The organism is Dyadobacter sp. BHUBP1 (assembly GCF_050587785.1).
Classification (GTDB): Bacteria; Bacteroidota; Bacteroidia; order Cytophagales; family Spirosomataceae; genus Dyadobacter.
The window spans coordinates 1,443,065-1,469,124 of record NZ_JBOBIH010000001.1; the positions used below are offsets into that span (position 1 = coordinate 1,443,065).

26 protein-coding genes are annotated in these 26,060 nt (G+C 50.1%); 13 read left to right on the forward strand and 13 right to left on the reverse strand.

Annotated elements, in window-relative coordinates:
- Together ACQ4MZ_RS05880 and ACQ4MZ_RS05885 are read left to right on the forward strand one after the other, a co-directional pair.
- Entirely contained in the window at positions 1-1,443 is a 1,443-nt protein-coding gene (locus ACQ4MZ_RS05880; RefSeq protein WP_430843649.1) for a SusD/RagB family nutrient-binding outer membrane lipoprotein, read from the forward strand.
- Positions 1,444-1,564: 121 nt separating this feature from the next.
- Entirely contained in the window at positions 1,565-1,819 is a 255-nt protein-coding gene (locus ACQ4MZ_RS05885) for a hypothetical protein (protein ID WP_430843650.1), read from the forward strand.
- A gap of 6 nt (positions 1,820-1,825) precedes the next feature.
- Here the strand turns inward: ACQ4MZ_RS05885 and ACQ4MZ_RS05890 are convergent, their stop codons facing one another.
- The 4 genes from ACQ4MZ_RS05890 to ACQ4MZ_RS05905 form a co-directional block, all read right to left on the reverse strand.
- The gene (locus ACQ4MZ_RS05890) at positions 1,826-2,389 is read right to left on the reverse strand and encodes a hypothetical protein (RefSeq protein WP_430843651.1); all 564 of its coding nucleotides are present in this window, start codon (positions 2,387-2,389) and stop codon (positions 1,826-1,828) included.
- A 77-nt stretch (positions 2,390-2,466) separates the two neighbouring features.
- On the reverse strand, positions 2,467-3,330 hold the full coding sequence (locus tag ACQ4MZ_RS05895) for a chromate resistance protein ChrB domain-containing protein (RefSeq protein WP_430843652.1): 864 nt from the start codon (positions 3,328-3,330) through the stop codon (positions 2,467-2,469).
- Between the two features lies 1 nt (position 3,331).
- Entirely contained in the window at positions 3,332-4,279 is a 948-nt protein-coding gene (locus ACQ4MZ_RS05900) for an EamA family transporter (RefSeq protein ID WP_430843653.1), read from the reverse strand.
- A gap of 7 nt (positions 4,280-4,286) precedes the next feature.
- Positions 4,287-4,763, reverse strand: coding sequence for an Lrp/AsnC family transcriptional regulator (locus tag ACQ4MZ_RS05905; protein WP_430843654.1), 477 nt, complete (start codon positions 4,761-4,763; stop codon positions 4,287-4,289).
- A gap of 214 nt (positions 4,764-4,977) precedes the next feature.
- On the opposite strand from ACQ4MZ_RS05905, the gene ACQ4MZ_RS05910 reads away from it, so the two are divergent.
- From ACQ4MZ_RS05910 to ACQ4MZ_RS05920, 3 genes are all read left to right on the forward strand, one after another.
- A complete protein-coding gene (locus ACQ4MZ_RS05910) occupies positions 4,978-6,087 on the forward strand; it encodes a glycoside hydrolase family 26 protein (protein ID WP_430843655.1) in 1,110 nt (369 codons plus the stop codon).
- A 45-nt stretch (positions 6,088-6,132) separates the two neighbouring features.
- A complete protein-coding gene (locus tag ACQ4MZ_RS05915; RefSeq protein ID WP_430843656.1) occupies positions 6,133-6,588 on the forward strand; it encodes a hypothetical protein in 456 nt (151 codons plus the stop codon).
- 101 nt (positions 6,589-6,689) lie between these two features.
- The gene (locus ACQ4MZ_RS05920) at positions 6,690-7,154 is read left to right on the forward strand and encodes a hypothetical protein (RefSeq protein ID WP_430843657.1); all 465 of its coding nucleotides are present in this window, start codon (positions 6,690-6,692) and stop codon (positions 7,152-7,154) included.
- Here the strand turns inward: ACQ4MZ_RS05920 and ACQ4MZ_RS05925 are convergent.
- Entirely contained in the window at positions 7,151-7,600 is a 450-nt protein-coding gene (locus ACQ4MZ_RS05925) for a transposase (protein WP_430843658.1), read from the reverse strand. The two genes, ACQ4MZ_RS05920 and ACQ4MZ_RS05925, sit on opposite strands and share 4 nt — an antisense overlap.
- 399 nt (positions 7,601-7,999) lie before the next feature.
- On the opposite strand from ACQ4MZ_RS05925, the gene ACQ4MZ_RS05930 reads away from it, so the two are divergent.
- From ACQ4MZ_RS05930 to ACQ4MZ_RS05950, 5 genes are all read left to right on the forward strand, one after another.
- On the forward strand, positions 8,000-8,920 hold the full coding sequence (locus tag ACQ4MZ_RS05930; RefSeq protein ID WP_430843659.1) for a family 2A encapsulin nanocompartment shell protein: 921 nt from the start codon (positions 8,000-8,002) through the stop codon (positions 8,918-8,920).
- Positions 8,904-10,826, forward strand: a complete 1,923-nt coding sequence (locus tag ACQ4MZ_RS05935; protein WP_430843660.1) for a family 2A encapsulin nanocompartment cargo protein cysteine desulfurase — start codon at positions 8,904-8,906, stop codon at positions 10,824-10,826. The genes ACQ4MZ_RS05930 and ACQ4MZ_RS05935 overlap by 17 nt, the downstream gene beginning before the upstream one ends.
- Before the next feature lie 181 nt (positions 10,827-11,007).
- The gene (locus ACQ4MZ_RS05940) at positions 11,008-12,972 is read left to right on the forward strand and encodes a UbiA family prenyltransferase (protein WP_430843661.1); all 1,965 of its coding nucleotides are present in this window, start codon (positions 11,008-11,010) and stop codon (positions 12,970-12,972) included.
- Positions 12,959-13,654: a methyltransferase domain-containing protein gene (locus ACQ4MZ_RS05945; protein WP_430843662.1), complete on the forward strand. Its 696-nt coding sequence runs from the start codon at positions 12,959-12,961 to the stop codon at positions 13,652-13,654. The genes ACQ4MZ_RS05940 and ACQ4MZ_RS05945 overlap by 14 nt, the downstream gene beginning before the upstream one ends.
- The gene (locus tag ACQ4MZ_RS05950; RefSeq protein WP_430843663.1) at positions 13,638-14,777 is read left to right on the forward strand and encodes an NAD(P)/FAD-dependent oxidoreductase; all 1,140 of its coding nucleotides are present in this window, start codon (positions 13,638-13,640) and stop codon (positions 14,775-14,777) included. The genes ACQ4MZ_RS05945 and ACQ4MZ_RS05950 overlap by 17 nt, the downstream gene beginning before the upstream one ends.
- On the opposite strand, the gene ACQ4MZ_RS05955 is transcribed toward ACQ4MZ_RS05950, so the two are convergent.
- Genes ACQ4MZ_RS05955 through ACQ4MZ_RS05980 form a run of 6 tightly spaced genes read right to left on the reverse strand, consistent with a single transcriptional unit; the run spans position 14,755 to position 19,765 of the window.
- Positions 14,755-15,471 carry a lycopene cyclase domain-containing protein gene (locus tag ACQ4MZ_RS05955; RefSeq protein ID WP_430843664.1) on the reverse strand — a complete coding sequence of 239 codons (717 nt, stop codon included), beginning with the start codon at positions 15,469-15,471 and terminating at the stop codon, positions 14,755-14,757. The genes ACQ4MZ_RS05950 and ACQ4MZ_RS05955 overlap by 23 nt on opposite strands.
- Positions 15,468-15,941, reverse strand: a complete 474-nt coding sequence (locus ACQ4MZ_RS05960) for a beta-carotene hydroxylase (RefSeq protein WP_430843665.1) — start codon at positions 15,939-15,941, stop codon at positions 15,468-15,470. The genes ACQ4MZ_RS05955 and ACQ4MZ_RS05960 overlap by 4 nt, the downstream gene beginning before the upstream one ends.
- 28 nt (positions 15,942-15,969) lie before the next feature.
- The gene (idi, locus tag ACQ4MZ_RS05965; protein ID WP_430843666.1) at positions 15,970-16,485 is read right to left on the reverse strand and encodes an isopentenyl-diphosphate Delta-isomerase; all 516 of its coding nucleotides are present in this window, start codon (positions 16,483-16,485) and stop codon (positions 15,970-15,972) included.
- Positions 16,486-16,545: 60 nt separating this feature from the next.
- On the reverse strand, positions 16,546-17,382 hold the full coding sequence (locus ACQ4MZ_RS05970; protein WP_430843667.1) for a phytoene/squalene synthase family protein: 837 nt from the start codon (positions 17,380-17,382) through the stop codon (positions 16,546-16,548).
- 3 nt (positions 17,383-17,385) lie between these two features.
- Positions 17,386-18,906 carry a phytoene desaturase family protein gene (locus ACQ4MZ_RS05975; protein WP_430843668.1) on the reverse strand — a complete coding sequence of 507 codons (1,521 nt, stop codon included), beginning with the start codon at positions 18,904-18,906 and terminating at the stop codon, positions 17,386-17,388.
- On the reverse strand, positions 18,866-19,765 hold the full coding sequence (locus ACQ4MZ_RS05980) for a MerR family transcriptional regulator (RefSeq protein ID WP_430843669.1): 900 nt from the start codon (positions 19,763-19,765) through the stop codon (positions 18,866-18,868). Before ACQ4MZ_RS05980 ends, ACQ4MZ_RS05975 begins: the two co-directional genes overlap by 41 nt.
- Before the next feature lie 128 nt (positions 19,766-19,893).
- Between ACQ4MZ_RS05980 and ACQ4MZ_RS05985 the strand changes: the two genes are divergently transcribed.
- Both ACQ4MZ_RS05985 and ACQ4MZ_RS05990 read left to right on the forward strand, forming a co-directional pair.
- Entirely contained in the window at positions 19,894-20,715 is an 822-nt protein-coding gene (locus ACQ4MZ_RS05985; protein ID WP_430843670.1) for an XRE family transcriptional regulator, read from the forward strand.
- Between the two features lie 410 nt (positions 20,716-21,125).
- Positions 21,126-23,207, forward strand: a complete 2,082-nt coding sequence (locus tag ACQ4MZ_RS05990) for a choice-of-anchor A family protein (protein WP_430843671.1) — start codon at positions 21,126-21,128, stop codon at positions 23,205-23,207.
- 96 nt (positions 23,208-23,303) lie between these two features.
- Here the strand turns inward: ACQ4MZ_RS05990 and ACQ4MZ_RS05995 are convergent, their stop codons facing one another.
- The gene (locus tag ACQ4MZ_RS05995; protein WP_430843672.1) at positions 23,304-24,473 is read right to left on the reverse strand and encodes a glycosyltransferase; all 1,170 of its coding nucleotides are present in this window, start codon (positions 24,471-24,473) and stop codon (positions 23,304-23,306) included.
- Entirely contained in the window at positions 24,455-25,456 is a 1,002-nt protein-coding gene (locus ACQ4MZ_RS06000; protein ID WP_430843673.1) for a lysylphosphatidylglycerol synthase transmembrane domain-containing protein, read from the reverse strand. Before ACQ4MZ_RS06000 ends, ACQ4MZ_RS05995 begins: the two co-directional genes overlap by 19 nt.
- Here ACQ4MZ_RS06000 and ruvC point away from each other — a divergent pair.
- Positions 25,455-26,039 carry a crossover junction endodeoxyribonuclease RuvC gene (gene ruvC / locus ACQ4MZ_RS06005; protein ID WP_430843674.1) on the forward strand — a complete coding sequence of 195 codons (585 nt, stop codon included), beginning with the start codon at positions 25,455-25,457 and terminating at the stop codon, positions 26,037-26,039. The two genes, ACQ4MZ_RS06000 and ruvC, sit on opposite strands and share 2 nt — an antisense overlap.
- The last annotated feature ends 21 nt before the right edge of the window (positions 26,040-26,060 follow it).

Sequence of the window (26,060 nt, forward strand, 5' to 3'; positions counted from 1 at the left end):
ATGCGTACCGATAACATTACCAAAGGATTTGTGATCGCTGCCGCCGGCCTGCTCTTGACGGCTTGCCAGGATCAGCTCGAAGAAACGAATATCAACCCGAACGAGGCGATCAAAGCCCAGCCGGAATATTTGCTGGCCAATGCCATCAAGTCGAATGCAGACGTAACGCTAGGCTCGGATGCTTCGATGGAAACGACCACATTGTTCATTCAGCATTGGGCTAAAATTCAATATACAGACCCGGACAAGTATACCGTAAGCATTGCCAACGTGCAGAACGTCTGGACGAACCTTTACTCGCAGGGACTCACCGATTTTGCTACTATTATCAAACTCGGGGAGGAGAGTGGCAATACCAATTACCAGGCGGTAGGGCTGATCCTGAAATCGTGGTCTTTTCAGCTGTTGACCGATTTGTACGGTAACATTCCGTACAGCGACGCGCTGAAACTGGAAGAGACACTCACGCCGAAATACGATGCGCAAAAGGACGTTTATCTGGGCCTTTTGAACGATCTCAAAAAGGCGGCCGAACTGATCAATACCAGCGGTTCACCGATCAGCGGGGACCTTGTTTACAATGGTAACCTCACCAAATGGAAGAAGTTCGCGAATTCCCTGCGCCTCCGCATTGCATTGCGCATTGCCGACAAGGAACCTGAGGCCGCCAAAGCTGTGGTGACGGAGCTCGCCAGGGACAAAAGTGCTCTCATCGCTTCCAACGACGAAATCGCCCAGCTGGTTTACCTCGCATCCCCGAACCAGAACCCCGTTTCGCGCGACCGCGAAACGCGTGACGACTACCGCGTCAGCAAATCGATCATCGATAAGTTGCAGGAGCTGAAAGATCCGCGCCTGGCCGTTTTCGCCAATAAAACCGTCGACGCGACGCCTACCGGCTACATCGGCGTAACCAATGGCCTTCCTGCGGATTCAGCAGCGAAGTTGGGTTTTACCAAAACTTCCAAACTGGGCGATTACTTCACCGCACCGGCTTCACCGGCGGTTTTTGTGAGCTATGCCGAAGTTTTGTTCAACCTTGCGGAAGCGGCGCAACGCGGATTTATTACTGAAAGCGCAGCCGATCTTTACAAGCAGGCAGTGACGGCTTCGTTGCAGCAATTCAAGGTGGGTAATGCGGATATTGCCGCCTACCTGGCCCAACCTTCGGTTGCATACGATGCCGCGAACTATAAAAAGTCGATCGGAGAACAGAAATGGCTGGCCTTGTTCAGCCAGGGACTGGAAGCATTCGCAGAATGGCGCCGGCTGGATTACCCGCAGTTAAAACCGGCCTATGCCGGCGTTTTGAATGGAAAATTACCGCTTCGCCTCACATACCCGACCGGCGAGCAGGCACTCAACGCGGCCAACTACAAAGCAGCCGTGGCGGCCCAGGGCGAGGACCGTCTGACGACCAGGCTTTGGTTCGATGCATTCTAATTTTAACAAAATTTAATGTGCCCTTTTGGCACCAAATGGAGGCCGGAGGCGTAAAGGTAATAGGGACGGTCGATTGCGGCCGTCCCGATATTCTCAACAAACCACATAAACATCAAGACCAATGAGCAAAACCTTTTTTCTCCGGATCATTTACCGGAATGCCGGGAATCTGCACAAAATCACTTCCAGTGTGGAATCTGTAAACGGGGCGAAGATCAAGCATTTGAATTTTATCAGCAGGGGCAAGAATTTCGTGGGCGTGATCGCTTTCGAAGCTTCCCAACTGATCGACTTCGAAAAAATCATGACGCTGATCCGCCGTAACCGCGACATTTCAGAAGTTGAACGGATTATGGACAGCTCACTTTGTTGTTGATTGTGATCAGAATGTGATCCCGAACTGAAATCCTATCGTGACCGATGCCGGGTGCCCGTTCCCGAAGCGGAATGGCACCGGTACCGCCACAAAATAGCCGCTGTTCTTGTTTTTCTTCACGATCTTATTCAAAACCGGCGTAAAGCCGTACCTTCCGGCCGTTTCAAAAGCGGCGCGGCCGGCGAAGGTAAGCCCGGGTGCTAATGTCACGAGGATGCCTGGGTGGAATAGAAAATTGGCCATCTTGCTTGTACCTTTCTCAGCCCTTACCAGCGGTACAAACTCCGCAGAGAAGCCGATTTTTGGGCTCTTCCAGATATTAATGCCGGTAGGTAATCCAACTACATAATAACTATCGAAATTGGTGGTAGTTCCCTCGTCGCTGAATGTCACGATGGGGTGCAGAATGCCTACATAACCGGCTACGCGCGGGTATGTGGGGGATAGGGGCGCAACTGTGCTTGCGGATGCCGACGCGGGCTGTGTCTGCTGCTGCGCGTGCGAGACGTTGGCAAGCGTAATGAGGATACAAAACGTAATAAGGAGTTTTCCGGTAAAACGACGGAGCATAATATGAGATTTTAGATGAAAGCGGGCAAACCGCCATGCAATTCTAAAAACCAATGCGCCGGCAGGATAGAACGGTTTTAACGTTTTGTATTTCCTTTACTTTTTCGGACAAATTTTCTGTATCCCGAAGGCGTTTGCCCGGTGTGCGCCTTGAAAACGCGGTTGAAATGGCTCTGGTCGGAGAAACCGGTGAGGTAGGCGATCTCGGCAAGCGTGTCGTCCGTAGCTTCAAGCAATTGGATCGCCTTTTCGATCCGCTGTTTGCGGATGTACTCGCCGAAGGAAAGGTTATCGAAGTACCGTGAAAACTCCCGCGAAAGGTACGCGGGGTTGACGTCCAGCTCTTCCGAAGCAATTTTAAGATTCAGGTTGAGGTTGGTATCGATATGGTCCTGGATCATATTTTTCAGATCCTTGGTCCAGGCGGGCACCTTTTGTTTCTTCTCGCTCTTTCGGTCAAGGTAGGTTTTATAAATCTGCAAAAGCAAATGCTCCGTAGGGCTTTGTGTGTGTTTTTCGTTCTGTAAATGACAGGCCCAACTGTACAATGCATCGTAAATGACCATGCCTTTTTCGAGCAGCGCCTGGTCGTCCTTTGTATTGTAAGCCAATCCGGCCGAAATCGCCCAGAGACCGGACGACTGCAATGCCAGCGTATGATCATCGGTGTCGGCCCCGCGCACGATGGGTGCCATGACGCTCAGCGCAGGGTCTTTCAATTCGTATTTTTTGATGAAATAGTCGAATGTGCACTGGTCATCGTAATGCGTAAACTCCACGCCGGGAATATCGAAAGGTGTTGCGCCCAGCACTTTTGCCCGGCCCAACACCTCATTTTCGGGTACATATATAATTTCCGCTTGCGGATCGATGAAGCGTCGTATGAGCCACGGACAGGCCAATCGGTCAATTTTCGGGCGCTCACGGGTGATCCATTTCATATTAGTAAGTTGCGGCTACCTGTTTAGGTTTTCTGTATTTGTGCAAATTAATTAAAAGAACACTTCCCAAAATCACGATCAAACCGGAAATCTGCAAGGGCGTGATGGATTCGTGGGCGAAGAAAACACCTAACAGTACTGCTACGACGGGATTAACATATGCATAAGTACTTACCTTGGTGGCGGGCTGCACCTTCAAAAGCCATACATAAGCACTGAAAGCCGCAATCGAGCCGAATATGATCAGGTAACCGGTAGCAAGCCAGGCATTGACGGGGATCGTTGACAGTCCAACGGATGCGAATTCACCGGAAAAGAATGCGCCGGGAATGAATGCGATGCCGGCGGCGAGCATTTGCCAGGTGGAATTGACTGTTGCCGAGTTCGATACCGAGTTGTATTTGGAATATAAAGAACCACCCGCCCAGGCCATGGAGCCTAGGACGACGAGCACCATCGCAAAAAGGTCACGGCCGCTGTTCAGTGAAGACATAGTTGCCATGATTTTTTCATAAAACAGCAATATCACACCAGCGAAACCTACCACGAGGCCCAGAATAGTTGACTTGTTGCTCAAATTCTCCGACCATTTTGGTTTATCGAGCAACACGAACCACAGCGGCGACGATGATACCATAATAGCCACCATTGCGCTGGGCAGGAATTGTTCCACCCAAATCACTACCCCATTGCCCACAAACAGCAACAATAAACCAGTCACAATGGCGGGTTTCATTACTTTCCAGGAAAAAACCTTTTCTCCTTGCATCAGGCTCCAGCCGAGCATCAGCAAGCCGGCGATAAGGAAACGAAATGATCCAAGGAAAAACGGTGGAAAACCTTCCAGCGCCCGCTGGATGAAAAAATAGGTAGATCCCCAAACGATGTAAACGGTGGCGAATGCCAGTACCACCATTAATGTTGACGGAGTTTTTGTTGATGTTTGCATGGCGATTTCATTTTTCTGGTATAACTAATTGTTGCTCTTCCTTGACCGTTTCGAGCACGATCGTAGTGCGTGTGGATGTGATACTCTGTATTTTGCTGAATTTGTTGCGCATCAGGTCCATGAGCGATGCCGAATCGGCTGTGCGGACTTTCACCATGTAACAATCTTCGCCTGCAATGTGGTGAACTTCCTGTACTTCCGGTATTTTGGCGAGCTCCCTGGCGGTATGGTTGCTGCCCATACCTTCCGACGATTTCATGGTGATGAATGCGAGCAGCGTCTGTCCCAACGCCACCGGACTGATCCGTGTCGTGTATTTGACGATCACCTGCTTCTGTTCCAGCTTCTTAACTCTTTCGAGCACCGCCGACGGCGCCATTTCCAGCTCGCGCGCCAGGTCGGCATTGGTCATGCGCGCATTCTCCTGCATAAGACGCAGAATGCTGAGGTCGGTTTTATCGAGAACAATGTCAGTTCCGTTCATGAGTCTGTCGGGTGGGATTCGGATAGAATAATATTCAAAAAAATGCGTTGTATTTTGAATATAGTTCACCTATTACAAAGAGTGAATTGTAAAAGTTCGTCAGAGTTGATAAATTTTCGAATTTTATTCGAAATAATCGTAAAATAAATGACGATCATGTGGAAAGCGATTATTCGCCATCTTTACACGATCTCAAATCCTGAACCATACACGCATGAAAAGACTTGTAATGAGCCTGTTAAGTGCATCGCTCGGTATTGCAGCCGCAAATGCACAAATCGATACTAAAGCGACGCCGGAGACTGCCGCGCTTTACCGCAACCTCAAAAAACTCTCTGAACAGTACATTCTCTTCGGGCACCAGCACGCAACGGAATATGGCCACGGCTGGTCGGGTGACGAGGAGCGCTCCGACGTCAAATCGGTGACGGGCTCGCATCCGGCGGTCATCGGCGTGGATTTCATGGGACTTTCGGGTCGGCCTGCTGAGGAGATCGCCAAAACGGCCGAGGCATTGCGGAAGAATGTGGTAGCAACTTATAACCGCGGCGGCATTACCACCGTGGCCTGGCATTTCTCCAATCCGGCTTCGGAGGACGGTTTTTACTGGAAAGATGGCGTTTCCAAACCGGCCATGGCGCTCATCAAGCCGGGCGGCTCGCATCATGAGCAATACAAATTGATTCTCAAAACAATCGCCGACTTCGCACACTCCGTCAAAGGTAAAGACGGTACACTGGCGCCGATGATTTTCAGGCCATTCCACGAGTTCGACGGCGACTGGTTCTGGTGGGGTAAGCGGCATACCTCGAAAGAAGATTTTATCGCCGTCTGGCGGTTTACCGTTTCTTATCTGCGCGATCAGCTCGGTGTACACAACTTTCTTTACGCATTCTCCCCGGACAATAAATTCAGCTCCGTATATGAATTCCTCGAACGCTACCCCGGTAACGAATGGGTGGATATGGTAGGAATGGACAACTACGGCGATTTCGGCCGCGACGGAAAATACAACCTCGAAGCCGGTTTAAAGAAGCTTGAAATCGTGTCCGACTACGCACAGAAAGCCGGTAAGCTAGCGGCGTTCACGGAAACGGGCCTGGAAAGCATTCCAAACCCGACCTGGTGGACCGAAACGCTACTCAAAACCTTGAAAGCGGAGCGGTTGCAGCTCGCGTACGTGCTCGTTTGGCGCAACGACACCAAAAGCCCTACCCATTTTTACGCCCCTTTCCACGGCCAGGTCAGCGAAGCTGATTTTGTGAAGTTTTACCATGATCCTTACACATTGTTTGAAAAGGATTTGAAGGAAGTGTATAAATAAAAGTGTCTTAGGAATGAGAATTTGTATAAAATTGCTGAAAAAAAGATGATGACCTTCATTCACAAACTTACCGACCGTAAAAACCTTTTTTTCCTGACTGGCTTGCTTACGATATTCGTTGCGGCCTGTGCTCCGAAGTACAGCCCTCCTCCCATGCCGGACAGGTTACTCCCGGAAATACAGACTGGTACGGCCACTTTTAATGCCTCGCGCGGGGTGGTGGAAAATTTTTACCTCAATTTTGTTAGCCTTGGCAATGTACCGATCGAGGAATACGGCGTTGTATACACATTTTTGCCCGATACTACTGCTGTGAACCTTGTCATCGGCGGAGCCTATCCCACGGCAAAGTTCAAAAACGCCCCGAGAATAGGTGCCAATACAGAAACTTTCAACATCGCCCTTCCTTCCGGCATGCACGCATTATCCTACCGCGCTTACGCAAAAGTGGTCGGCGGCGAAGTGCGCTATGCGACCAATCGGATGAATACGACTTACTGAATTTATCAATAAGCCGTTTGCTAATCGAACGGTTGCCGCTTGGTGGATGAGCTAAGAAAACGGTGGCCGGGGACGCTATAATTGTGAAAAAAGACACAGTTATGGTTATCACTCGAAAACACATCAGTGCTACAACACCACTTTCATGGCTGACTGCTATGCTAGTTGCGATCGTCATGCTCGCGTGCACGAATCACACGCATAAGAATGATCCCAAACCGCAGGAGCAGACTTACCCGGAAATACATACCGGCCCGGCTACCTTCCATGTGCTGGGCGGCGTGATCGAGACTTTCACCGTGAATTTTGAAAAGTTCGGGAATATTCCCGTGGAGGAGTATGGGGTCGTGTACGCGTTTTTGCCCGAAATAACGTCGGTAGAGCTCGTAGTGGATGGTCCGTATCCCGTTGCAAAGTTCAAAGGAACAGCGAAATTAGGACTCAATACGGAGACTTTTAAAATCGGTTTCCCTACCAATATGCATGCGTTGTCGTATCGCGCCTATGTAAAAGTGAAAGGCGGCGAAGTACGGTATGCCGACAATGACTTTACTAAAACCTACTAATCATGCATCGCCCGCTCCTGAAATTTCCGGTTGACCAAATGGTAATTGAACAGCTCCACCAAATCGATCAGCACGGTGTTTGGATCGTTGGCGTTTAGATACGTCCGCACTTTCCGGACGAAGTCGTAAAGTGGTTCGTAGTATTTATGACCGGTTTCTTCCTGGAAATCCTGGATCGTAAAGGTGTTGCCTTTTTTCAGGATCATATATACTGCAATAAAAAAGTAGGAGATCGGCAGCTTGCTGCCTTCGAGCACGGTGCCGCTCTGTAACGTCGTACGGAACCGGCATTGCTTGCATTGAAACTGCTGCTTCGGCGCGAGCCAGTAATGATGGGTGCCGCCACATTTCTTGCACACGATGCCACGCCGCAACCTGAAATCCTTAAATGCCTCGGTCGCGACGGTTTCGTTCTTATAAATATCGATCAGATTACCCGCTTGCATAATAAAATGATAGAATGAGAAGTCCAAAGCTACAAAAAAGTAAATATAATATATAGTCTATGGAATTAATATAGAATATTTTTAGTGGTAAGCTTTCGAATCGATCAATCCATGAATTCTATAAAAACGATAGGAGAATGAGCCAAATTTTAGTCGGTAGTCAGCTGGTTTTTGAGCATATTATTTCTAGTGTTTGATCAATGAAAACAGTATCTTGGTATAATCTATGGAAGCTGGCCGATTTGAGAAATGAGGTGGCAAACGGCTGGTGGCAGGTTATGGGGTTCATTAAAAGCCTGATTTATAGTTCACGTATGTTTGTGATCGTTAATCCGGCCGCGCTCTGGCGATACCTGGTGGCGCAATGCAGTTCGTTTCTCATTAATAATCAAATACAGAATGGCCAAGTTAAACCCAAATCAAACCGCGCTAGGTGACGTGGCAGCACGGCAGTTGGCGATCGCAACCCGTACGGTGCCTCAATTCGAGGCGATCACGCCGCGTTGGCTGACGCATTTGCTAAACTGGATCCCCGTAGAGTCCGGCGTGTACCGCCTGAACAAGGTAAAAGAAGGCAGCACCGCGGAAGTGGATTGTTCCCGCCGCGACGAGCGCGAGTTGCCGCATACTTTTATCGATTACGTTGAGAATCCGCGCGAGTATAACCTCACAGCCGTGAACACGGTGCTCGACGTGCATACCCGCGTGTCGGATTTGTACAGCAAACCTTACAATCAGATCAGCGAGCAGCTGCGCCTGACCATCGAGAGCATTAAGGAACGCCAGGAAAGCGAGCTGATCAATAATGGCGAGTACGGGCTGCTTTCGAGCATTGCCGATAAACAGAAGATTTCTACGCGCCTCGGCCCGCCAACGCCGGATGATCTGGACGAGTTGCTGACCAAAGTATGGAAAGAGCCCGGCTTTTTCCTACTGCACCCTAAAGCCATCGCTGCATTTGGGCGCGAGTGTACACGTAAGGGCGTTCCGCCTCCGACGATCTCGCTTTTTGGCTCCCAATTCATTACCTGGCGGGGTATTCCACTGATTCCGTCCGATAAAGTGCCCATCGAAAACGGCAAAACTAAGATCCTTTTGCTCCGCACCGGAGAGAGCCGCCAGGGAGTAGTAGGGTTGTATCAACCGGGGTTGCCGGGTGAGCAGTCGCCGGGGCTTTCTGTCCGCTTTATGGGCATCAACGATAAGGCCATTGCCTCGTACCTGGTGTCGCTTTACTGCTCGCTGGCCGTGCTGGTTGACGACGCGATTGCGGTTTTGGAGGATGTAGAAATCGGAAACTACCATGAATACAAATATTGACGGCCTGCCTGATGGCATTCCAACGGGGTTTCCGGGCGGTTCTTCGGGCAACTTGCCCGACGCCGGAGTACTGGAACGGCTCGCTAATGAGCTTTTCAAGGCATTGCCGGGCGAAATGCCGTCCCCTGTATTCTCGCCGCATCTCGAAGACCATCCCAAAGCGCAAAAGATGCTGGGGATCATTCAGCAGGAATTTGGAGGAGCACAATCGCCCTCGAACTCATATTCGCAATCGCATCAGGATTTTGATCTGAGCGAGCCGCAAACGAGCCTGCCCGATCCCCATTTTACCGACGGCCATGTTCCGCCGTCGGCCGCCGGAGTAGGCATTTCACCGGCCGGCCAGACGCCCGTCGGCCAGACGCCCGTCGGCCAGACGCCTGTCGGCAAGACGAATCCGGCATTACCGCATCAGTTCGATACGCAACATGACCTGACGGACGTTTTTAGCCGCATTCCGAATTTCGGCAGTTCGGCTCATTTGCCCTATTCCGGTACATCGCCGTCGCTGCCGTCCTATTATTTTTTGAACGAGAATTTTACCGAAAAGGCGCATATCCCGGGCGCCGCCAACTTTTTACCGCATAGTTTTTCGCCTTTTTCGTTCGGCAATATCCATGTAGGTAATGACCGCGATCAACTGGGGCGTGCCGTGCAGAGTCCGATTGGCAAGATCCCTTTCGATGTAAACCGCATTCGTAATGATTTCCCGGTTTTTAAGGAGCGTGTAAATGGCAAGCCGCTCATTTGGTTCGACAATGCGGCAACTACCCAGAAGCCGAAACAGGTGATCGACCGGATCAGTTATTTTTATGAACATGAAAATTCCAATATTCACCGCGCTGCGCACGAGCTCGCCGCCCGTGCGACGGACGCTTACGAATCCGCGCGCGAGAAGGTAAGGGCGTTTGTGAATGCGAGGTCGGTGAATGAGATCGTGTTTGTGCGTGGTACCACGGAGGCGATTAACCTCGTAGCCAAAACCTGGGGCGATCAGAACCTGAATGCAGGCGACGAAATCATCGTAAGCCATCTCGAACACCATGCGAACATTGTTCCCTGGAAGCAGTTGGCTGATAAGAAGGGATTGGTACTGCGCGTAATCCCGGTCGACGACGACGGACAGATTTTATTGGATGCCTATGCCGGACTATTGAATCCGAAAACGAAACTCGTGTCCTTTACTCAGGTTTCAAATGCGTTGGGGACTGTAACACCCGCCAAACAGATTATCGAGATGGCGCATTCGGTCGGAGCAAAAGTGCTGCTCGACGGCGCACAATCCGTTTCGCACCTGCGTACGGATGTCACCGCGCTCAACTGCGACTGGTTTGTATTCTCCGGGCACAAGGTTTTCGGTCCGACAGGCATTGGTGCTCTGTACGGAAAAGAGGAAATCCTGAATGCGACGCAGCCCTGGCAGGGTGGAGGCAATATGATTGTGGACGTGACATTCGAGCATATTCGATACCATAGTGCGCCCTCGCGTTTCGAAGCGGGCACCGGTAACATCGCCGATGCGGTGGGCCTCGGTGCGGCATTGGATTATGTGAATCAGCTCGGCATCGAAAATATTCATCAATACGAACATCTTCTGCTCGAATATGCGACAGGTTTTATGAAAAATGTGCCGGGTCTGCGCCTGATCGGAACGGCGAAAGAAAAAGCATCGGTGCTATCGTTTGTTCTGGACGGTTATAAAACCGAGGAAGTAGGCGCGGCGCTCAATAAAGAAGGCATTGCCGTGCGCTCGGGCCACCACTGCGCGCAACCCATTCTGAGAAAATTCGGTCTCGAAACCACCGTACGCCCTTCTTTGGCATTTTATAATACCTGTGAGGAGATAGACGTGCTAGTGGCAACACTGCACCGGCTCGCAGCAAGCGGCAGAGGGCGCAGAGCATAGATTTTCCAATATCGCATATCATCAAGAGTAGTCAAGTGTTGTTGTTTTAGGATTGTTGCCTATTCCTGACCACCCTAACAATACTTGACCATTTCTGACTATAAATGACAACACCTGACTATACCTGACCGCAGATGGCCGCCTTACGCCGAGATATCGCTTTTTTGCATAAATTGGCCTCATGCCGATCACCCGCAACACTATTAAACTACTGAGGATACCGTTCTCCTTTTTCCTCGCACCGCTGTTCCTGTTTGCATACAGCCAGGCGGAGCAGGTGGTGCACAGGCAGGCGTTGTGGAGCTTTTTGATTATTCATTTCCTCGTTTACCCGGCCAGTAATGGGTATAACAGCTACGTTGACCGCGACGAGGGCAGCATTGGCGGGCTCGAAAAGCCGCCGCCTCCTACCAGAGACCTCTTCTACCTCACTATTTTTTTGGATGTCGCCGCAACCGTACTGGCGCTTGCTTTCGTAAATACGTTGTTCGCGTTTTGTCTGGTGCTTTACATCGGAGCGTCGCGGGCGTATAGTTCCCGGCAGGTCAGGCTGAAAAGGTACCCGTTCGCCGGTTTCCTGACCGTTGTGATTTTTCAGGGGGCATTTACCTATTATATGTCGATGGCCGGCATTTCGGGCGGCGCACTGCGGCTGGATACGGCGAATATCTTTGTATTACTGGGCTGCTCTTTCCAGATCGCGGGCGCGTATCCGCTCACGCAGGTGTACCAGCACGAGCAGGACCTGCGCGACGGCGTGGTAACATTGAGCTATAAACTGGGCTATATCGGCACTTTTGCCTTCACAGCAGCTATGTTTGTGCTCTGCAATGTGTTTTATTATTTGTACTTTACGACCAGGGAACTTGGAATGATTTTTTACATTGTCCAGGTGTTTTTCATCCCTATTGTAATCTGGTTCGGGATCTGGTTCTCGCTGGTTTGGAGAGACCGCAGGCAGGCCAATTTCCGGAATACGATGCGGATGAACTGGGTGGCAGCGATTTGCATGAATAGTTGTTTCATCGTTTTAATTATTATCAACAGAATTCCATTGAGTTATCTATCCTCTATTGAAACAGCCGTTCCCGATTATGGTTATGCACAGGAAACGCTCACCGATTTCTACCTGCGGTCGACCGACGACTTGAATACGCGCCGGAAAATCAAGATCGTGGCAAGCAAAACCGGCATTGAAAAGCGGTATTCAGTAATCCCCGATTTCGACAAAACGCCTGAGGAATTCACGTTTTTCAACCGCAATACCGCATTAATGCCCGAGCCGACGCTTTCCGAGCGTATGCAGCTTTACCAGCGACATGCGACGACGCTATCCAAAAGGGCGATCGAACAGATTCCGGATTTTCAAAATATTAAAAAGGGCATTACCCATTTGATTACCGTTACCTGCACGGGGCTGTTTGCGCCCGGGCTGGATGTGGAGTTGATGCGTGAATTGAAGTTAAGTCCATCTATTGAACGCAGCAGTATCAATTTTATGGGTTGCAATGCGGCCATTCTGGCATTGAAGAATGCGGATGCCATTTGCAAAAGCAATGCAAATGCAAAGGTGCTGGTGGTATGCACCGAACTTTGCACGATCCATTTTCAGAAGCGGTATAATGACGATTACCTGCTTTCGAATATGATTTTCGGTGACGGTGCAGCCGCATTGCTGGTATCATCGCAGCCGGACGATCGTTATATGCATCCGGTGAAAATCGACGCTTTCAATTCGATGGTATTGCACAATGGTTATTCGGATATGGCCTGGCAACTTTCGGAAACCGGTTTTATCATGAACCTTTCATCGTACGTCCCCGATCTGATCCGCCAAAATATCGGCCCTATGCTCAAATCTGTGAAGCTCAAACCGGAAGATTACCGGCATTGGGCGGTGCATCCAGGTGGAAAACGCATTGTGGATGATTTCGCGACGGCATTGGATCTGGATAAATGCCTGCTCGAACCTACCTACGATGTGCTTAGAAAATATGGAAATATGTCGTCGCCGACGGTGCTTTTTGTCCTGAAAGAGGTGCTCCAAAAAGCCAGGCCCGAAGATTTGGGTAACCGCATTTTCGCCGCTGCATTCGGCCCGGGGCTGAGCATTGAAACCATGCAATTGCGCTATGTTCAGGCATAGGAGTTCGCAGAAAGAGCTGCTCGACGGGGACGATATTCCCCCGGCCGATCTTTTTCAGAACCTCCGTGAGCTGGATTTTATTAACCACTGGCTTGGTGGCTATGACATCTCATTTGCTGCATTGAAACGTGTTTTGCAAAAAGGCAGGCACTACACGCTCGTGGATATAGGCTGCGGGGGCGGTGATACGCTCAAACGCATTGCCCATTGGAACCAGATAGCAGGTTTCGCGCTCGACCTCTACGGCATTGATCTCAAACCCGATTGCATTGCCTATGCCGAAGAAAACCTTCAAGGCAGTGGTGTAAGGCTTATTTGCGATGATTATAGGAACACTTACCGGCATTTGCAAAAGGTCGATATTATCCACGCGTGCCTGTTCTGTCACCATCTGACGGAAATTGACCTTATCGAACTCGTGCAGTTTGCATTGAGCAACGGGGCCATACTCGTTATCAATGACCTCGAACGAAACCCCGTGGCCCATTATTCGATTAAGCTTCTGACGCGTCTTTTTTCGAAATCATATCTTGTAAAGAATGATGCGCCATTGTCGGTTTTAAGGGGTTTCAAAAGGAAAGAATGGCTGGAAATATTGAAACAGTCGGGCGCCACCCGTTTTTCTGTGCACAACCAATGGGCGTTCCGGCATGAAGTGATTGTCTATGGGAACGCGGATTGAACATTTCGAATGCGCGATCGTTGGCGGCGGTCTGGCCGGACTTTGTCTGGCCATTCAGCTGGCTGATCGGGACGTTTCGGTGGTCGTGTTCGAGAAGGGTAACTATCCTTTTCATAAGGTTTGCGGGGAATACATTTCCATGGAAAGCTGGCCGTTTCTGGAAAGCCTGGGATTACCACTTGCTGAACTCTCGTTGCCTAAAATCGATAGGCTGGGCATTACTTCTGATCGCGGATTTATATTAAACCACAGTCTTGGAATGGGTGGCTTCGGTATCAGCCGGTACAGCCTGGATCATTACCTTTTCGAAATCGCCTCGCGCAAGGGCGCCCACGTGATACAGGAGTGCCGCGTTATGGATGTGCAGGGGAACCCTGCGGATGGTTTTCAAGTTCGTACTTCTGCCGGGGATTTCACTTCCAAAGTGGTTTGCGGAAGCTATGGCAAATACACGCCGCAATTTGTTCACCTGCACGAAAACAATATCTCAAATACCGATAACCAGAATTATATCGGCATCAAGTACCATATTCAAACTGATTTTCCGGCTAACCGAATTGAACTACACAATTTCAGCGACGGCTATTGCGGTGTTTCCAAAGTGGACCGCGACTGGTATTGCCTCTGCTACCTCACTACCGCGCGGAATCTCATCGAAAATGGAAAGGATGTAAAGCAGATGGAAGAAGCAGTTCTGTTTCAAAATCCTTTCTTGAAAAACTATTTTCAAAATTCAAAGTTTATAAATCCCCAGCCGTTGATCATCAGCAACGTTCAGTTCAATAAGAAACAAACTGATTCGAATGGTATCTTTCTGCTCGGCGACGCGGCCGGTTCCATTACACCGCTTTGCGGCAATGGCATGAGCATGGGGATCAGGGCTTCCAAGCTGCTCGCGGAACAACTACTGTTTCTTTTTAGCGGAAAACAAACGTATGGCCAGGCGTCGCAGAATTATCGTCGGGAATGGGATGCCGCATTCGGGACGCGAATCAGGGCGGGGTATCATTTGCAAAAGCTTTTCGGGAAAAGCCGCACGACTGATTTTGCATTGAGAACGCTGGACAAATTTCCTTGGCTTACTTCAAAGCTGGTGGCCCTTACGCATGGGGACGTGTTTTAGAGGTGGCTCTTTTTTCGGCTTTTTGAAGAAAATATTCAAACAAAAACGCGTTGAGCGACAGCAGTAACATCCCGTAAAAAATATCCTCGATCGGGATTGTGAAAATGCGTACGCCCAGGTTTTCAGCATTGTTATACCATACAACCGGTTTTTTCAGGCCGGAGCCCGTGAGAATGCCGTTGACAATGAAGAAAGGAATAAGCAGGAACTGGTGTGAGTAATAGAACAAGCCGAGCCATTGCGGTTTCGCCTGCCATTTTAGATAGATAAGAAAAATAGCCAGCGAGCTCATCGCAGAGGAAGTGTAATACCGACCCGCGCCTGTCAGCCCGAGTACCAGACAAAGGCCGATACATACCCAGGTAACCCTTTGCTCCGACTTTAAACTCAGCTGTCCTTTCCATTGCCGAAAACAGAAATAGGTAAACATGCAGGCATACGGGATGCAGAGAAAAAACAGAATCTCCTCGATAGGCAAGCCGAATAGCCCGAAACCAGTGAGATATTCCGGCGTAAAACCCCAAACGCCGATTTTGGTAAAGTAGCTGTCCCAGATAATAAACGGCACCGCGGCAATCAATATCGCCGGCCACAAAGCCTTCCAATGCTTGTGGAGCCGTATTTTCGGGTGAAACGAGGCTAGCAGCGGCACGGAGATCGCACCCAGGTCGACCAGCAGATAAAGCAGTTTCATTTCGCGGCAGCTTTTTGGGCCTCACGGAAATATTTCAGCGGTACCCACAGCATTCCGAAGCATTCGCCGCCATGCTTGCCAAGGTGTTTATGGTGCATTTTATGGGCGCGCCGGATGGCTTTCAGGTAAACGGAATCGGTGCTCCTGAAAGCCCGGAACCGCTGATGGATAAATACGTCGTGCACCAGGAAATAGGTGAACCCGTAAATGGTGATGCCTAGTCCGATCCAGAAGAAAGAGTTGAAACCTGCATCGAGCCCCAGCCAGAGGCAGACAATGCCGGGCGTCGCGAAAATGACGAAGAAGTAATCATTCTTTTCGAAAAAATCGCCGTCATCGCGCTGGTGGTGATCGTGATGCAATGACCACAATAGTCCGTGCATTAGATATTTATGAGCCAGCCAGGCCACACATTCCATCGCCACGAATGCGGCCAGGGTAATCAACGCGTTTAGTATCCAGTGTGGCATCAGGCTGGTTTCGGGATTCTTGGGTGGATCAATGGCCGATCCTGCGCGCTATTACCGGCATGCATATTTTGAACCATTCGGTGTAAGCATGCGGGTTTTGTGCAATATCGGCTTGTATTTCAGGTACGGTCAGGTACTTATAATCGCTGGCTTCCGCTGGGTCGATAGCCGGAATGGCATCGGTTACTCCATAAAATACGTGGTCCAGTTCATTCTCGGTAAGGCCGTTTTCCAGATCGGCCCGGTATTGAAAAGTGTAAAGGAATTCCAGATCCGCTTCGATACCCATTTCCTCGCGCAGGCGCCGCATGGCCCCATCGTGCACAGCCTCGCCCGGGAGCGGGTGGCTGCAACAGGTATTGGACCACAGACCCTCGGAATGGTACTTCCCGAATGCCCGTCGTTGCAGCAGCATTTCATTTTTTGTATTAAAAATAAACACCGAAAATGCGCGGTGCAGTACGCCTTTTTCGTGCGCTTCCAGCTTGGGCATCAGGCCAATGGCTTCATCGTCTTCCGTTACAAGCACAACTTGGTCGTTCATAGGATGGTGGGTTTCAGGTTTTGTGTCGTGGGCATATTCTCCCTGTACAACACAAAAACGTCATAAAAGATCAAACTGGTGCCTCAGTAGTGACCGAAACATCAATCCGAACTTATCAATATCGGGAATCCGGATCCGCGCATTCATTACTTTTTCCGGCGGCGTTTCCTTGATCCTAAGAAACAGTTTTTTGTAATAATAATAGGCCAGGTAAACCCCTCTGCGCGAACTGGCTGGCAGGCGACGAATACCCGTGAGGGCCTCTTCGAAATCTGCCTCGATCTCCTGCTGGATTCGTGCCTTGTCGGCATCGGAGAACAGGTTGAAATTTACGCCGGGAAAATAGGTGCGGCCTAACGTCTGGTAATCGGCTTTCAGGTCGCGCAGAAAGTTGACTTTCTGAAAGGCTGCGCCGAGTTTCATCGCATACGGCTTCAAAGCATCATACAATGTGGTATCATTTTCTGAAAAAACACGCAGGCACATCAGCCCCACCACCTCCGCAGAGCCCAGTACATATTCCTGGTAGGTGTCCTGCGTATGTTCCTTTTGAAGCAAATCCGTTTCCATGCTTTTCAAAAACGTGTCGATAAGTTCCCATTCGATCTGGTAGCTGTGCACTACGTGCTGGAAACTGTTCAATATCGGGTTAATGCTGATCCGTTCGCGGATAGCCTCCTGGGTCTCCTTGCGGATTCGCGCCATCATCACGGTCTGGTCGTAGCCCAGAAAGCTGTCCACGATCTCGTCGGCGAGCCGCACAAATCCGTAAATCCCGTAAATGGCTCTGTGCAATGCAGGTTTCAGGAAATAAATGCCCAGTGAAAACGAGGTGCTGTAGAGCTGTGTGGTTTTCTTGCTGCACGACGCCGACAATTCGTCAAAAATGCTTTTCATAAGCTAGCTGTTTAGGTATTTGAGAACTTCGTGAGCGGCAATGGTGCCGGAAATGATCGCGGGAGGTACGCCGGGCCCCGGGACGGTAAGCTGGCCGGCGAAAAACAGATTTTGCACTTTCGGGCTTTTCAGTTTGGGTTTGAAAACCGCAGTCTGCCGTAGCGTATTGGCGAGTCCGTACGCATTGCCCTGATATGCGTTGTAATCGTTTTTGAAATCGGAAACGCAATAGCTTTTCTTTAATACCACGTGGTCGCGGATCGTCTCGCCGGCGAACTTTTCGAGCCGGTCCATTAACAACTGGTAATAATGCTCGCGGATCGGTTCGGGGTCAGGCAGACCGTTGGCAATAGGCATGAGTATGAACAGGTTTTCATGGCCTTCGGGCGCTACCGACGGATCAGTGACCGACGGGCAGCACACATAGAATAGCGGTGCGGTAGGCCACATTTTGCGTTGGTAAATTTCCTCGGCATGCAGCCCGAAATCCTGGTCGAAGAACAGATTATGGTGTCGCAGCCGGGTAATGCGCTTGCTGACACCGAGGTAAAACAGCAGGCAGGAAGGCGCAAAGGTGCGATCAGCCCAATACCTTTCCTTGTAATGTCGGTCCGGTGCGGATAGTAAAGCGTGCTCGATATGCCGGTAATCGGCGCTGCCAATCACCGCGTCTGCTGCTATCGACCGGCTGATGGTATGAATATGCCGGACGCACCCATTGGAGGTTTCCAGTTTTTCAACGGCCTCGGAGGTGCGGAACTGCACGCCAGCTTGCCGGGCAATGTCGTGAAACACGTCGGCCACCTTTCCAAATCCGCCCATCGGGTAAAAGGTGCCCTGTTTGAGGCCGGAGTAGTTCATCAGGCTGTACAAGGCGGGCGTGTCTTTGGGCATCGCGCCCAGGAAGAGTACCGGGAACTCGATCAGTGCGAGCAGTCTCGGATCTTTGAAAAACCGGCGCGCATGTTTGCTGAATGAGCTGAAAAGCTGCAAACGCACCGTCTGGCCGAAAAGGCGTAAGCTGATGAATTCGGTAATGGAATGGCTCGGCTTGTATACCATCTCATCCATTCCTACGCGGTATTTATACTCCCCATCGGCGATGAAACGACGCAGTTTGTCGCCTGCGCCAGTTTCTATTTGCTCGAATAACCGGCACAGCTCGTCGAAATCGGCCGGAATGTCAATTATGGTATTGTCGGGAAAGGCAACTGCAAAGCCCGGGTCGAGCTGTCGGAGTTGGTATAAATCGGCGACGTTCCGGTCGAATCGCCCGAAAAAGCGTTCGTACACGTCCGGCATCCAGTACCAGCTTGGCCCCATATCGAAGGTGAAACCCATTTCGGAGAACGTCCGAGCCCGGCCGCCGATGGCATCGTTTTTCTCAAAAACCGTCACTTCATGGCCGGCGTTTGCGAGAATGGCACTGGCGGCCATCCCGGCAAACCCGGCGCCGATCACGCCGATGCTTTTGCGGGCTCCATTATGGCTTGGCAGGTTTTGCATCCTTTCCGATTGTTTCATGTAGTTCTTCAATGGATTTGATATGACGCACGGCTGGTTCGTTTTGAAGGCCTTCGACGTCGCCTGAAAAGCAGATCCGGCAATCCGGAAAGTCGTGAACAAGTTGGCCGAGTAGCTGCGGCGTCAGATTTTCGGTCTGGTTGCCTACGAAAAAAGTATAGATATGAGTAGGAGCAATGTCGTTCGCTACGGCTTGAAGGTCGGGATACGGCACGCGTGCGCCCAGGTACACCGCGTGCTGGCCCGCACGCAAGAGCAGGTAGTAGGCAAAAAGCAACCCGATTTCATGCTCTTCTCCCTCGTGCAGGAAAAGCAGCCATTTCTGGTGGCCCGATTCGGGCTCCGGCAGCGCGTCGATGGCGGCAAATAGTTTTTGCCGGATCAGGTTTGATAAAAAATGCTCCTGGGCCGGTAGTAACGCATCTTTGGTCCACATCAGCCCGGTTCGTACAAGCAGCGGATAGAGGACCTTTTCATAGGTAGCGACCATCCCAAGCCGTTGCAAGGCGTCGGTGAACAATCGATGGAATGAGGGCGCATCATAGGCCGCAATAGCGATCACTGCCTGGTTGATCCACGCCTCGATTTGCTGATCCGTTTGCAACGACTCCGCGATAATGCGGTCGATCTCCTCGCATATTTCGGCATTACTCAGCTGGCTGATGCGAGAAATTTTCATGCCCCGGTTCAACAACGTGCAGACATTGAGTAGTTTCTTCACGTGTTCATCGTGGTAGAATCGGATGTTGGTGTCTGTTCGTTCCGGTTCGAGCAGGCCGTAGCGCTGCTCCCAGATGCGGATTGTGTGTGCCCTGGTGCTGGTAATGCGTTCGAGATCCCGTATCGAATAGGTAGACATATATTGTTTAATGTTTTTCAAAAATAGTTAAACAAAATAAATTGTTTACTTTTTTGTAGGAAAAATAAAAATTGCTGCTACTTTTGATATTGATAATATCTTATGTCTGATTTTAAAAATATCAACTCATGGGTGCGCAGGATACATTCTGGTCGGTCAATATCAAATTCCTACGTTTGCGTCAGAAATTGAGCCAGGAAGCGCTGGCGGAAAAGCTCGGGATCAGCAGGGTGAAGCTCAATGCAATCGAAAGTGGCAGGACGGCCAACCCGACTGTCGATGACCTGATCAATTTCTCTGAGTATTTCCGGATGAGCATTGATAGCCTCCTGAAAATGGACCTGGGTAAGCTTTCCGATCAGAAACTGAAAGACCTGGAAGAGGGGAGCGAGCTGTTTATGAAAGGTAGCCAGATCCGCGTGTTGGCTATTACGGTTGATAAAGAAGACAAGGAGAATATCGAATATGTGCCGGTACAGGCGCGGGCGGGTTACCGTTCCGGTTACGCCGATCCGGAGTTCCTGGCTTCATTACCTCGTTTTAACTTGCCTACGGTGCCCAAAAACGGGACATTCAGGATGTTCCCGACCGTCGGAGACTCCATGTTGCCGGTGCCCGAAGGGGCGGATATTATCACGAGGTATGTTCAGGACTGGACGACCGTGAAACCCGAAACTCCTTGTATTGTTATTTTGAAGGGTGACCAGGACTTTGTCTTCAAGCAAGTGACGATTAACCAGGAGGCTGGTACCATGCTGCTGCAATCGTTCAACAAACAGTATTTTGCTTATACGGTGCCGATTGGCGAAGTGATTGAGCTTTGGGAATATTATAGTTTCCATAGCAAGGCATTGCCTGAGCCGCAAACCGACATGCAGCAGCTCATGCGGATGTTACAGGAAATGCAAAATGAACTGCGGGAATTGAAGAAGCGGTCGAGTTTTAAATAAGTAAGTCGAATACTTTACAAATAATTAGACAAGCCGGGGTAATACCCGGCTTTTATTGTTTTTGTATGTTAAAGCGTATTGGAAATGTTATAATGTAAGAAATGGAGTTAGAATGTGTGGATCGAACGTTTTATATTTAATAAAATACGAAATTCTAGAAATATTGCGTGATTTTTAAGTGTTTGTGTAGAATAAATATGATTGTTTAAGTATTAGAACGTCTGTGTTAAGCTAACATTTTTTGATGTAATGATGTATATTATATTCGATTAGTGCAATTTTTTGAAAACTTGTCACCCCTTAAAAAGTTGGTGTCACCCCAAGCTACTCCTGACTGGTCACAAAAAGAATAATGGTTCGAAACGGGCGGTCTACTTTCGTTGAGCAAGAAAATAAAACGACTCAACTGAATGTCTGCCAAACCTCTCCTCATAAGTCTATTAGCGCTCTTCTCGTTAGATGTAAACCAAGCCTTAGCGCAAAGCCCTACATCTGCCGCGCAGCGGTTTAATATATTCATTAAGGGCAACGCTACTTTGCAATCCAGCGAAACGGAAGGCCCTATCGCCGTAGGTGGAAACGTGACCACCGATCAATATCAGATCAGTTTCAACAAGCAGCACGGTGTACTTTTTGTTAATAATGCATCGGTCGGCCTGGCGGTACGGGGGGCGGTGAAATTGAATAACGGCTCGCTCATCGTCAACGGCGACAACTACGTAAAAATAGGGAACTGTACTCCTTCCGATGCTTCAGGTACCAATCTGAAAGTCTGGTACAAAGACAACAACAATGCAGCGTCCGCGATCCGCATCACCGAAAATAACAAACAATACTGGGATACACCGAATATCACGATCAATGCGAATATCAATACCTGGTCCCCAAGCGTGAGCGAATCGGAGAACCCGGTTTGCGAAAATGTCTTCGGAACCGGCGCGAATCAGATCGATATCGATGGCGCATTCATCACATTTATTAAGCGGTCAAACCAGCTGAGAGATATGGCGGACAACCTGCCTATCCGCGATCAGAACGGTAACATCATGGCATCGGCCCCCATCGGGCCATACCTTGATCCCAACGCGATTGGCGACAACCCTAAAATTGTCGTTGATCCGAACAAAATTAACGTATTGACAGTCTCTGCGGCTGTTTGGAACAAGATTGGAAATTCAAACATCGAAGGTATCCCGCAAGGCCCTCAGCTGGGACAAACATCCCCCAGCAATAACTTTGGGCTGATCATCAACATCGTAGATTTCCCTACATTCTGCGGGGTGACCGGTAGCAACCGCATTAATTTTCCCAGCTTCGGTGGTATGTCCGACTCACAAGGCGGCTATGTGATCTACAATTTCCCGGATGCGACCAAAGGCATTACGCTGGGCGGTAATGCACAGATCAGCGGCACCATTTTCGCCCCGCAGGCTGATTTGGTGAAAGAGAACAATGGAAATATCAACGGACAGATCATCGCCAAAAGTTTTGTACACAAGAACGACGAAGTGCATTTCTGGCCATTCCTGCCCACGATCCCCGAGCCGGTTGAAAAGAAAATCGACGTTACGGCTTCTTCGAAATGCATAAAAAATGCTCCCTGGCTGGATTATAGCGTAATACCGAATTACGACGCGACCGGAAAGACAGCGAAAATTGAGTGGATCAATTCTGACGGAAAAGTGATTCAGGAAGATAATGATTTGCCCCTGACAGGTAGTCTTCTGTTTCCGGGTGCTGCTGTGGATATCAATGGAAATGGCATTGCATGGCCAGGATACAAGCAGGAAAACAGCAAGTGGGTGGAGGCCCCGGAAGACCGCTACGGCTCGCTGCGTGCGGATGGAGCGAGCATCCGGGTGACCGTCGATCCATCGACAGTGCTGAACATTACCTTCCCGAGGTCGACCACAGCATGTTATACTTCACCGCCGCCTTCAACAGCTTTACCGGTAACATTAGCATTTTTTAATGTACAAAATGTAAATTGCAATGCGGAACTGAAATGGAAGGTAACCGAGGCCAAAAATTTCTCACATTTTGAAGTCGAGCGCTCGTCAGATGCAAAGACTTACAGTGCTGTTGCGCGGATCGGTTACGACGCCACCAAGGCCACATATAGTTTCAACGACACACCATTTTCATCAGAGTCTGTACCTGTAAAGAGCTACTATTATCGTCTGAAGCAGGTAGATAACGACGAGACATTCGAATACAGCGCAGTTCGCAGCGTACAAGCCGGAACCTGCGACGCCCGGTTGGCGGTGGATTTCTTCCCGAACCCTACCCAGGACGAAATGAATGTCAGAAGTTTCTCACCGGTGAAAAAAATCGAAATCTACACACTAGCAGGAAAACAGGTTTATCAGGCAATGCCGGTGACCGGTCAAACAGAAATCAAAGTTAATGTTCAGGCTTTTGCACAGGGAATGTATATTGTGGACGTTGTAAATGCGGAAGGGAAGTATTCCTCGAAAGTGCTCAAAAAGTAGAATGAATTGATCTTATATAGCGTTATGTGAAACTTAAAGCTGCCGGCATTTTGCTGGCAGCTTTTTTATATGCCTGACCGGCCGTGCCTGTCTGATCTAAGAAAGTTTCCTTCCTTTCCACTCGTACTCGCCTTTCTGAGCGGCCAATCCGAAAAAGCAAACGTATAGAGGATAGAAGAGTTGAGTTACAGGGATGAATGCAAGAGACCTTCTTTTTTGTAGAAAACTGAGTACGGAGCCCAGGAAGAACCATTCGGGAATGCATTTTAACGCGAGCATTCCCCCAAAGGTAGCCGTGGTAATGCCTCCGAAGCACGCAAGTCCTCCTGCGAGCAGGATCGAAAAATTACTCGCGAAGATGTAAACGGCAAGTACCAGTGGGGTTTTGCTTTGGTAATGCTTCCATTTGCTGGCCCAGCGTTTTCGCTGCCTGTAAAAGCTGGCCCAGTTGCGGTGCGGTGCGGTGCGGATGATGGCGTCGCGGTGGCGGAGGAAATGTACCGAACCGGGGAACCGTGCGGCGATTTTGTGCATCAGGAATTCGTCGTCGCCCGAGGCAATGTGCCGGACGCCGTCATAACCGCTTACTTCCAGGAAGGTAGCTTTCTCATAGGAAAGGTTCGCCCCATTACACATCGACGGATAGCCGGCCGCCATCGAAGCCGCACCACTGCCGATCAGGCTGGCAAATTCAACGGTCTGCAAATGGTCGGTGAGGCTGGTTTCGTCCGTAAAAGTGACGGGCGAGCTAATCAGCTTTGCGCCAGTGCGCAGGTAGCACGATGCGATCGCGTGCAGCCAGCCCGCCTGAGCGCGGCAGTCACCGTCGGTGGTTACGACCAGTTTGCCTCGCGCGTGCCCGATTGCCGTTTCAATTGCCCGTTTTTTAGGTGCCGAAGTGCGCACATCGGGTAGGGGGATCAGTTTTATCTGTGCCTTTGAATTTTGGGCGAATGCATGGACTATTGCAGCTGTGTTGTCCGTGGAGCTGTCGTCCATGATTAAGACCTCGAAATGATTAACCGACAGGGTTTGTCGTTCCAGGTCTTCGAGCAGGAAGAGAATGTTGCCGGCCTCATTCCGTACCGGTATGATGACCGTAATAAAAAGGTCAGCGGGAATGCTGGCGGGCGCCGCAGGCTTGGGGATCCCGGACCATAGAAAAGTTAATGCCAGAGTGAAGACCGCATAGCTGCCCAGTAATATCCAGATGGCCGTTGCTGTCCAGGAAATGAATGCGATGCTGTTCATCGGGATTTCTTCCATTTGTATTTCCAGATCAGGAATATGCCTACGAGTATCGGGCCGAGGACGTTCAATATCCAGATCAGGAACGTGGCGGCGACGACCTGCTCGGCAGGCAGCTTGAATGGTGCGAACACTACCAGGGCTGTAAATTCGCGTAAGCCCAGGTCGCCCAGCACATTAATTGCCGGGATCAGTGTTTTAGCTAAAAAAATCAACGTAACGCACGCTGCCAGCTGTCCGGCACTTACTTGAAAATGAAACAGCGACAATGCAAGTACGAACTGGGTGAGGAACACTAGGTAACGCAGCAGGCCATAGCCGGTACCGGTTGCCAGTTCGGCAGGTGTGTAACGGCCTATTACATTTAAATACGTCTTTATTTTGACAAAAATCTTTCTCGAAGGTGCCCAGGCACCGATCTGTTTTCTGAATGGTACCAGCGCTGGCCCCAGGCAAATGATCAGGAATAAAACGCCATTCACAATTAGTCGCACCGTTTGGGGAATAGGAAGCTGGTTGTTCAGGTAAACCCAGCCACAGGCACCGGCGAATACCGACACATAAAACTGGATCCCGTTGGAAACCAGGGCAGCGCCGATCGCTTCGAGTCGCCGGTCGGATTTCAGGGCTGCCACGCGCCCGAGCGTATCGCCCAGCTGCGCAGGCACGGCCACACCCACAGCCAGGCCCGTGAGCGTTCCCCGCATGGCTTCACGGAACGAAAGCGGTATGATGCGGGAAGTGAGTTTCCGCCATTTGAGGCTTTCCAGTGCCCAGTTCACGGGCACAAGTAGCGCCATCAGCACGAATACCGGGGCGTTCGGCACGGTCCATATCTCCCCGAACACGTTTCCAATATCGCCGATGCCATTTTGCTCATTTCGGAAAGTGCGGTAAATGTAACTCAGTATCAACGCCGTCACCACGAGCTTGATCATCCAGAGCAGGTTTGCCTGGTTGCTTTTTGGCTTTGGAGGGGAGAGTTCCTTATCTTGCACCATGTTAAAAACGGAGGTTTCGGAAAAGGTCATTATTGGGGTTGATCCCGGCACGCAGGTGATGGGTTACGGGGTGATCTCGGTCAAAGGACAGCAGATTTCGCTGGTTCAATATGGTGTGATTCATTTGAGCAAATATAGTACGCACGAGTTGAAGTTGAAGAAAATCTTTGAACGCCTAACCCAGCTAATCGAAGATTACCTGCCCGATGAAATGGCAATTGAAGACCCGTTTTACGGTAAAAATGCACAATCCATGCTCAAACTTGGCCGCGCGCAGGGCGTGGCTATGGCTGCGGCGCTCGCCCGCAATATCCCGATCGTCGAGTATTCCCCCAAAAAAGTGAAGCAATCCGTGACCGGCAGCGGAAATGCATCTAAAGAGCAGGTAGCCTACATGCTCGAAAAGATTCTGAAAATGGAGCTTAGCCGTGAATTTATGGATGCTACCGACGGTATTGCCATCGCGATTTGCCATCAGTACCATGCCAATTCGCCCGCCTCGGCGGCTTCCGGCGGTTCGAGGAAGGCCAAAAAGGGCGGTTGGGACGCCTTTGTGAGCGAAAATCCCGGACGTGTAAAGTAAAATCGCGAGCTTTTAATATAA

Bases quoted from the DNA above. Each gene is read 5' to 3' on its own strand.
- ACQ4MZ_RS05880 (WP_430843649.1), top strand. From the start codon at position 1: ATGCGTACCGATAACATTACCAAAGGATTTGTGATCGCTGCCGCCGGC.
- ACQ4MZ_RS05885 (WP_430843650.1), top strand. From the start codon at position 1,565: ATGAGCAAAACCTTTTTTCTCCGGATCATTTACCGGAATGCCGGGAAT.
- ACQ4MZ_RS05890 (WP_430843651.1), bottom strand. From the start codon at position 2,389: ATGCTCCGTCGTTTTACCGGAAAACTCCTTATTACGTTTTGTATCCTC.
- ACQ4MZ_RS05895 (WP_430843652.1), bottom strand. From the start codon at position 3,330: ATGAAATGGATCACCCGTGAGCGCCCGAAAATTGACCGATTGGCCTGT.
- ACQ4MZ_RS05900 (WP_430843653.1), bottom strand. From the start codon at position 4,279: ATGCAAACATCAACAAAAACTCCGTCAACATTAATGGTGGTACTGGCA.
- ACQ4MZ_RS05905 (WP_430843654.1), bottom strand. From the start codon at position 4,763: ATGAACGGAACTGACATTGTTCTCGATAAAACCGACCTCAGCATTCTG.
- ACQ4MZ_RS05910 (WP_430843655.1), top strand. From the start codon at position 4,978: ATGAAAAGACTTGTAATGAGCCTGTTAAGTGCATCGCTCGGTATTGCA.
- ACQ4MZ_RS05915 (WP_430843656.1), top strand. From the start codon at position 6,133: ATGATGACCTTCATTCACAAACTTACCGACCGTAAAAACCTTTTTTTC.
- ACQ4MZ_RS05920 (WP_430843657.1), top strand. From the start codon at position 6,690: ATGGTTATCACTCGAAAACACATCAGTGCTACAACACCACTTTCATGG.
- ACQ4MZ_RS05925 (WP_430843658.1), bottom strand. From the start codon at position 7,600: ATGCAAGCGGGTAATCTGATCGATATTTATAAGAACGAAACCGTCGCG.
- ACQ4MZ_RS05930 (WP_430843659.1), top strand. From the start codon at position 8,000: ATGGCCAAGTTAAACCCAAATCAAACCGCGCTAGGTGACGTGGCAGCA.
- ACQ4MZ_RS05935 (WP_430843660.1), top strand. From the start codon at position 8,904: ATGAATACAAATATTGACGGCCTGCCTGATGGCATTCCAACGGGGTTT.
- ACQ4MZ_RS05940 (WP_430843661.1), top strand. From the start codon at position 11,008: ATGCCGATCACCCGCAACACTATTAAACTACTGAGGATACCGTTCTCC.
- ACQ4MZ_RS05945 (WP_430843662.1), top strand. From the start codon at position 12,959: ATGTTCAGGCATAGGAGTTCGCAGAAAGAGCTGCTCGACGGGGACGAT.
- ACQ4MZ_RS05950 (WP_430843663.1), top strand. From the start codon at position 13,638: ATGGGAACGCGGATTGAACATTTCGAATGCGCGATCGTTGGCGGCGGT.
- ACQ4MZ_RS05955 (WP_430843664.1), bottom strand. From the start codon at position 15,471: ATGAAACTGCTTTATCTGCTGGTCGACCTGGGTGCGATCTCCGTGCCG.
- ACQ4MZ_RS05960 (WP_430843665.1), bottom strand. From the start codon at position 15,941: ATGCCACACTGGATACTAAACGCGTTGATTACCCTGGCCGCATTCGTG.
- idi (WP_430843666.1), bottom strand. From the start codon at position 16,485: ATGAACGACCAAGTTGTGCTTGTAACGGAAGACGATGAAGCCATTGGC.
- ACQ4MZ_RS05970 (WP_430843667.1), bottom strand. From the start codon at position 17,382: ATGAAAAGCATTTTTGACGAATTGTCGGCGTCGTGCAGCAAGAAAACC.
- ACQ4MZ_RS05975 (WP_430843668.1), bottom strand. From the start codon at position 18,906: ATGAAACAATCGGAAAGGATGCAAAACCTGCCAAGCCATAATGGAGCC.
- ACQ4MZ_RS05980 (WP_430843669.1), bottom strand. From the start codon at position 19,765: ATGTCTACCTATTCGATACGGGATCTCGAACGCATTACCAGCACCAGG.
- ACQ4MZ_RS05985 (WP_430843670.1), top strand. From the start codon at position 19,894: ATGGGTGCGCAGGATACATTCTGGTCGGTCAATATCAAATTCCTACGT.
- ACQ4MZ_RS05990 (WP_430843671.1), top strand. From the start codon at position 21,126: ATGTCTGCCAAACCTCTCCTCATAAGTCTATTAGCGCTCTTCTCGTTA.
- ACQ4MZ_RS05995 (WP_430843672.1), bottom strand. From the start codon at position 24,473: ATGGAAGAAATCCCGATGAACAGCATCGCATTCATTTCCTGGACAGCA.
- ruvC (WP_430843674.1), top strand. From the start codon at position 25,455: ATGTTAAAAACGGAGGTTTCGGAAAAGGTCATTATTGGGGTTGATCCC.
- ACQ4MZ_RS06000 (WP_430843673.1), bottom strand. From the start codon at position 25,456: ATGGTGCAAGATAAGGAACTCTCCCCTCCAAAGCCAAAAAGCAACCAG.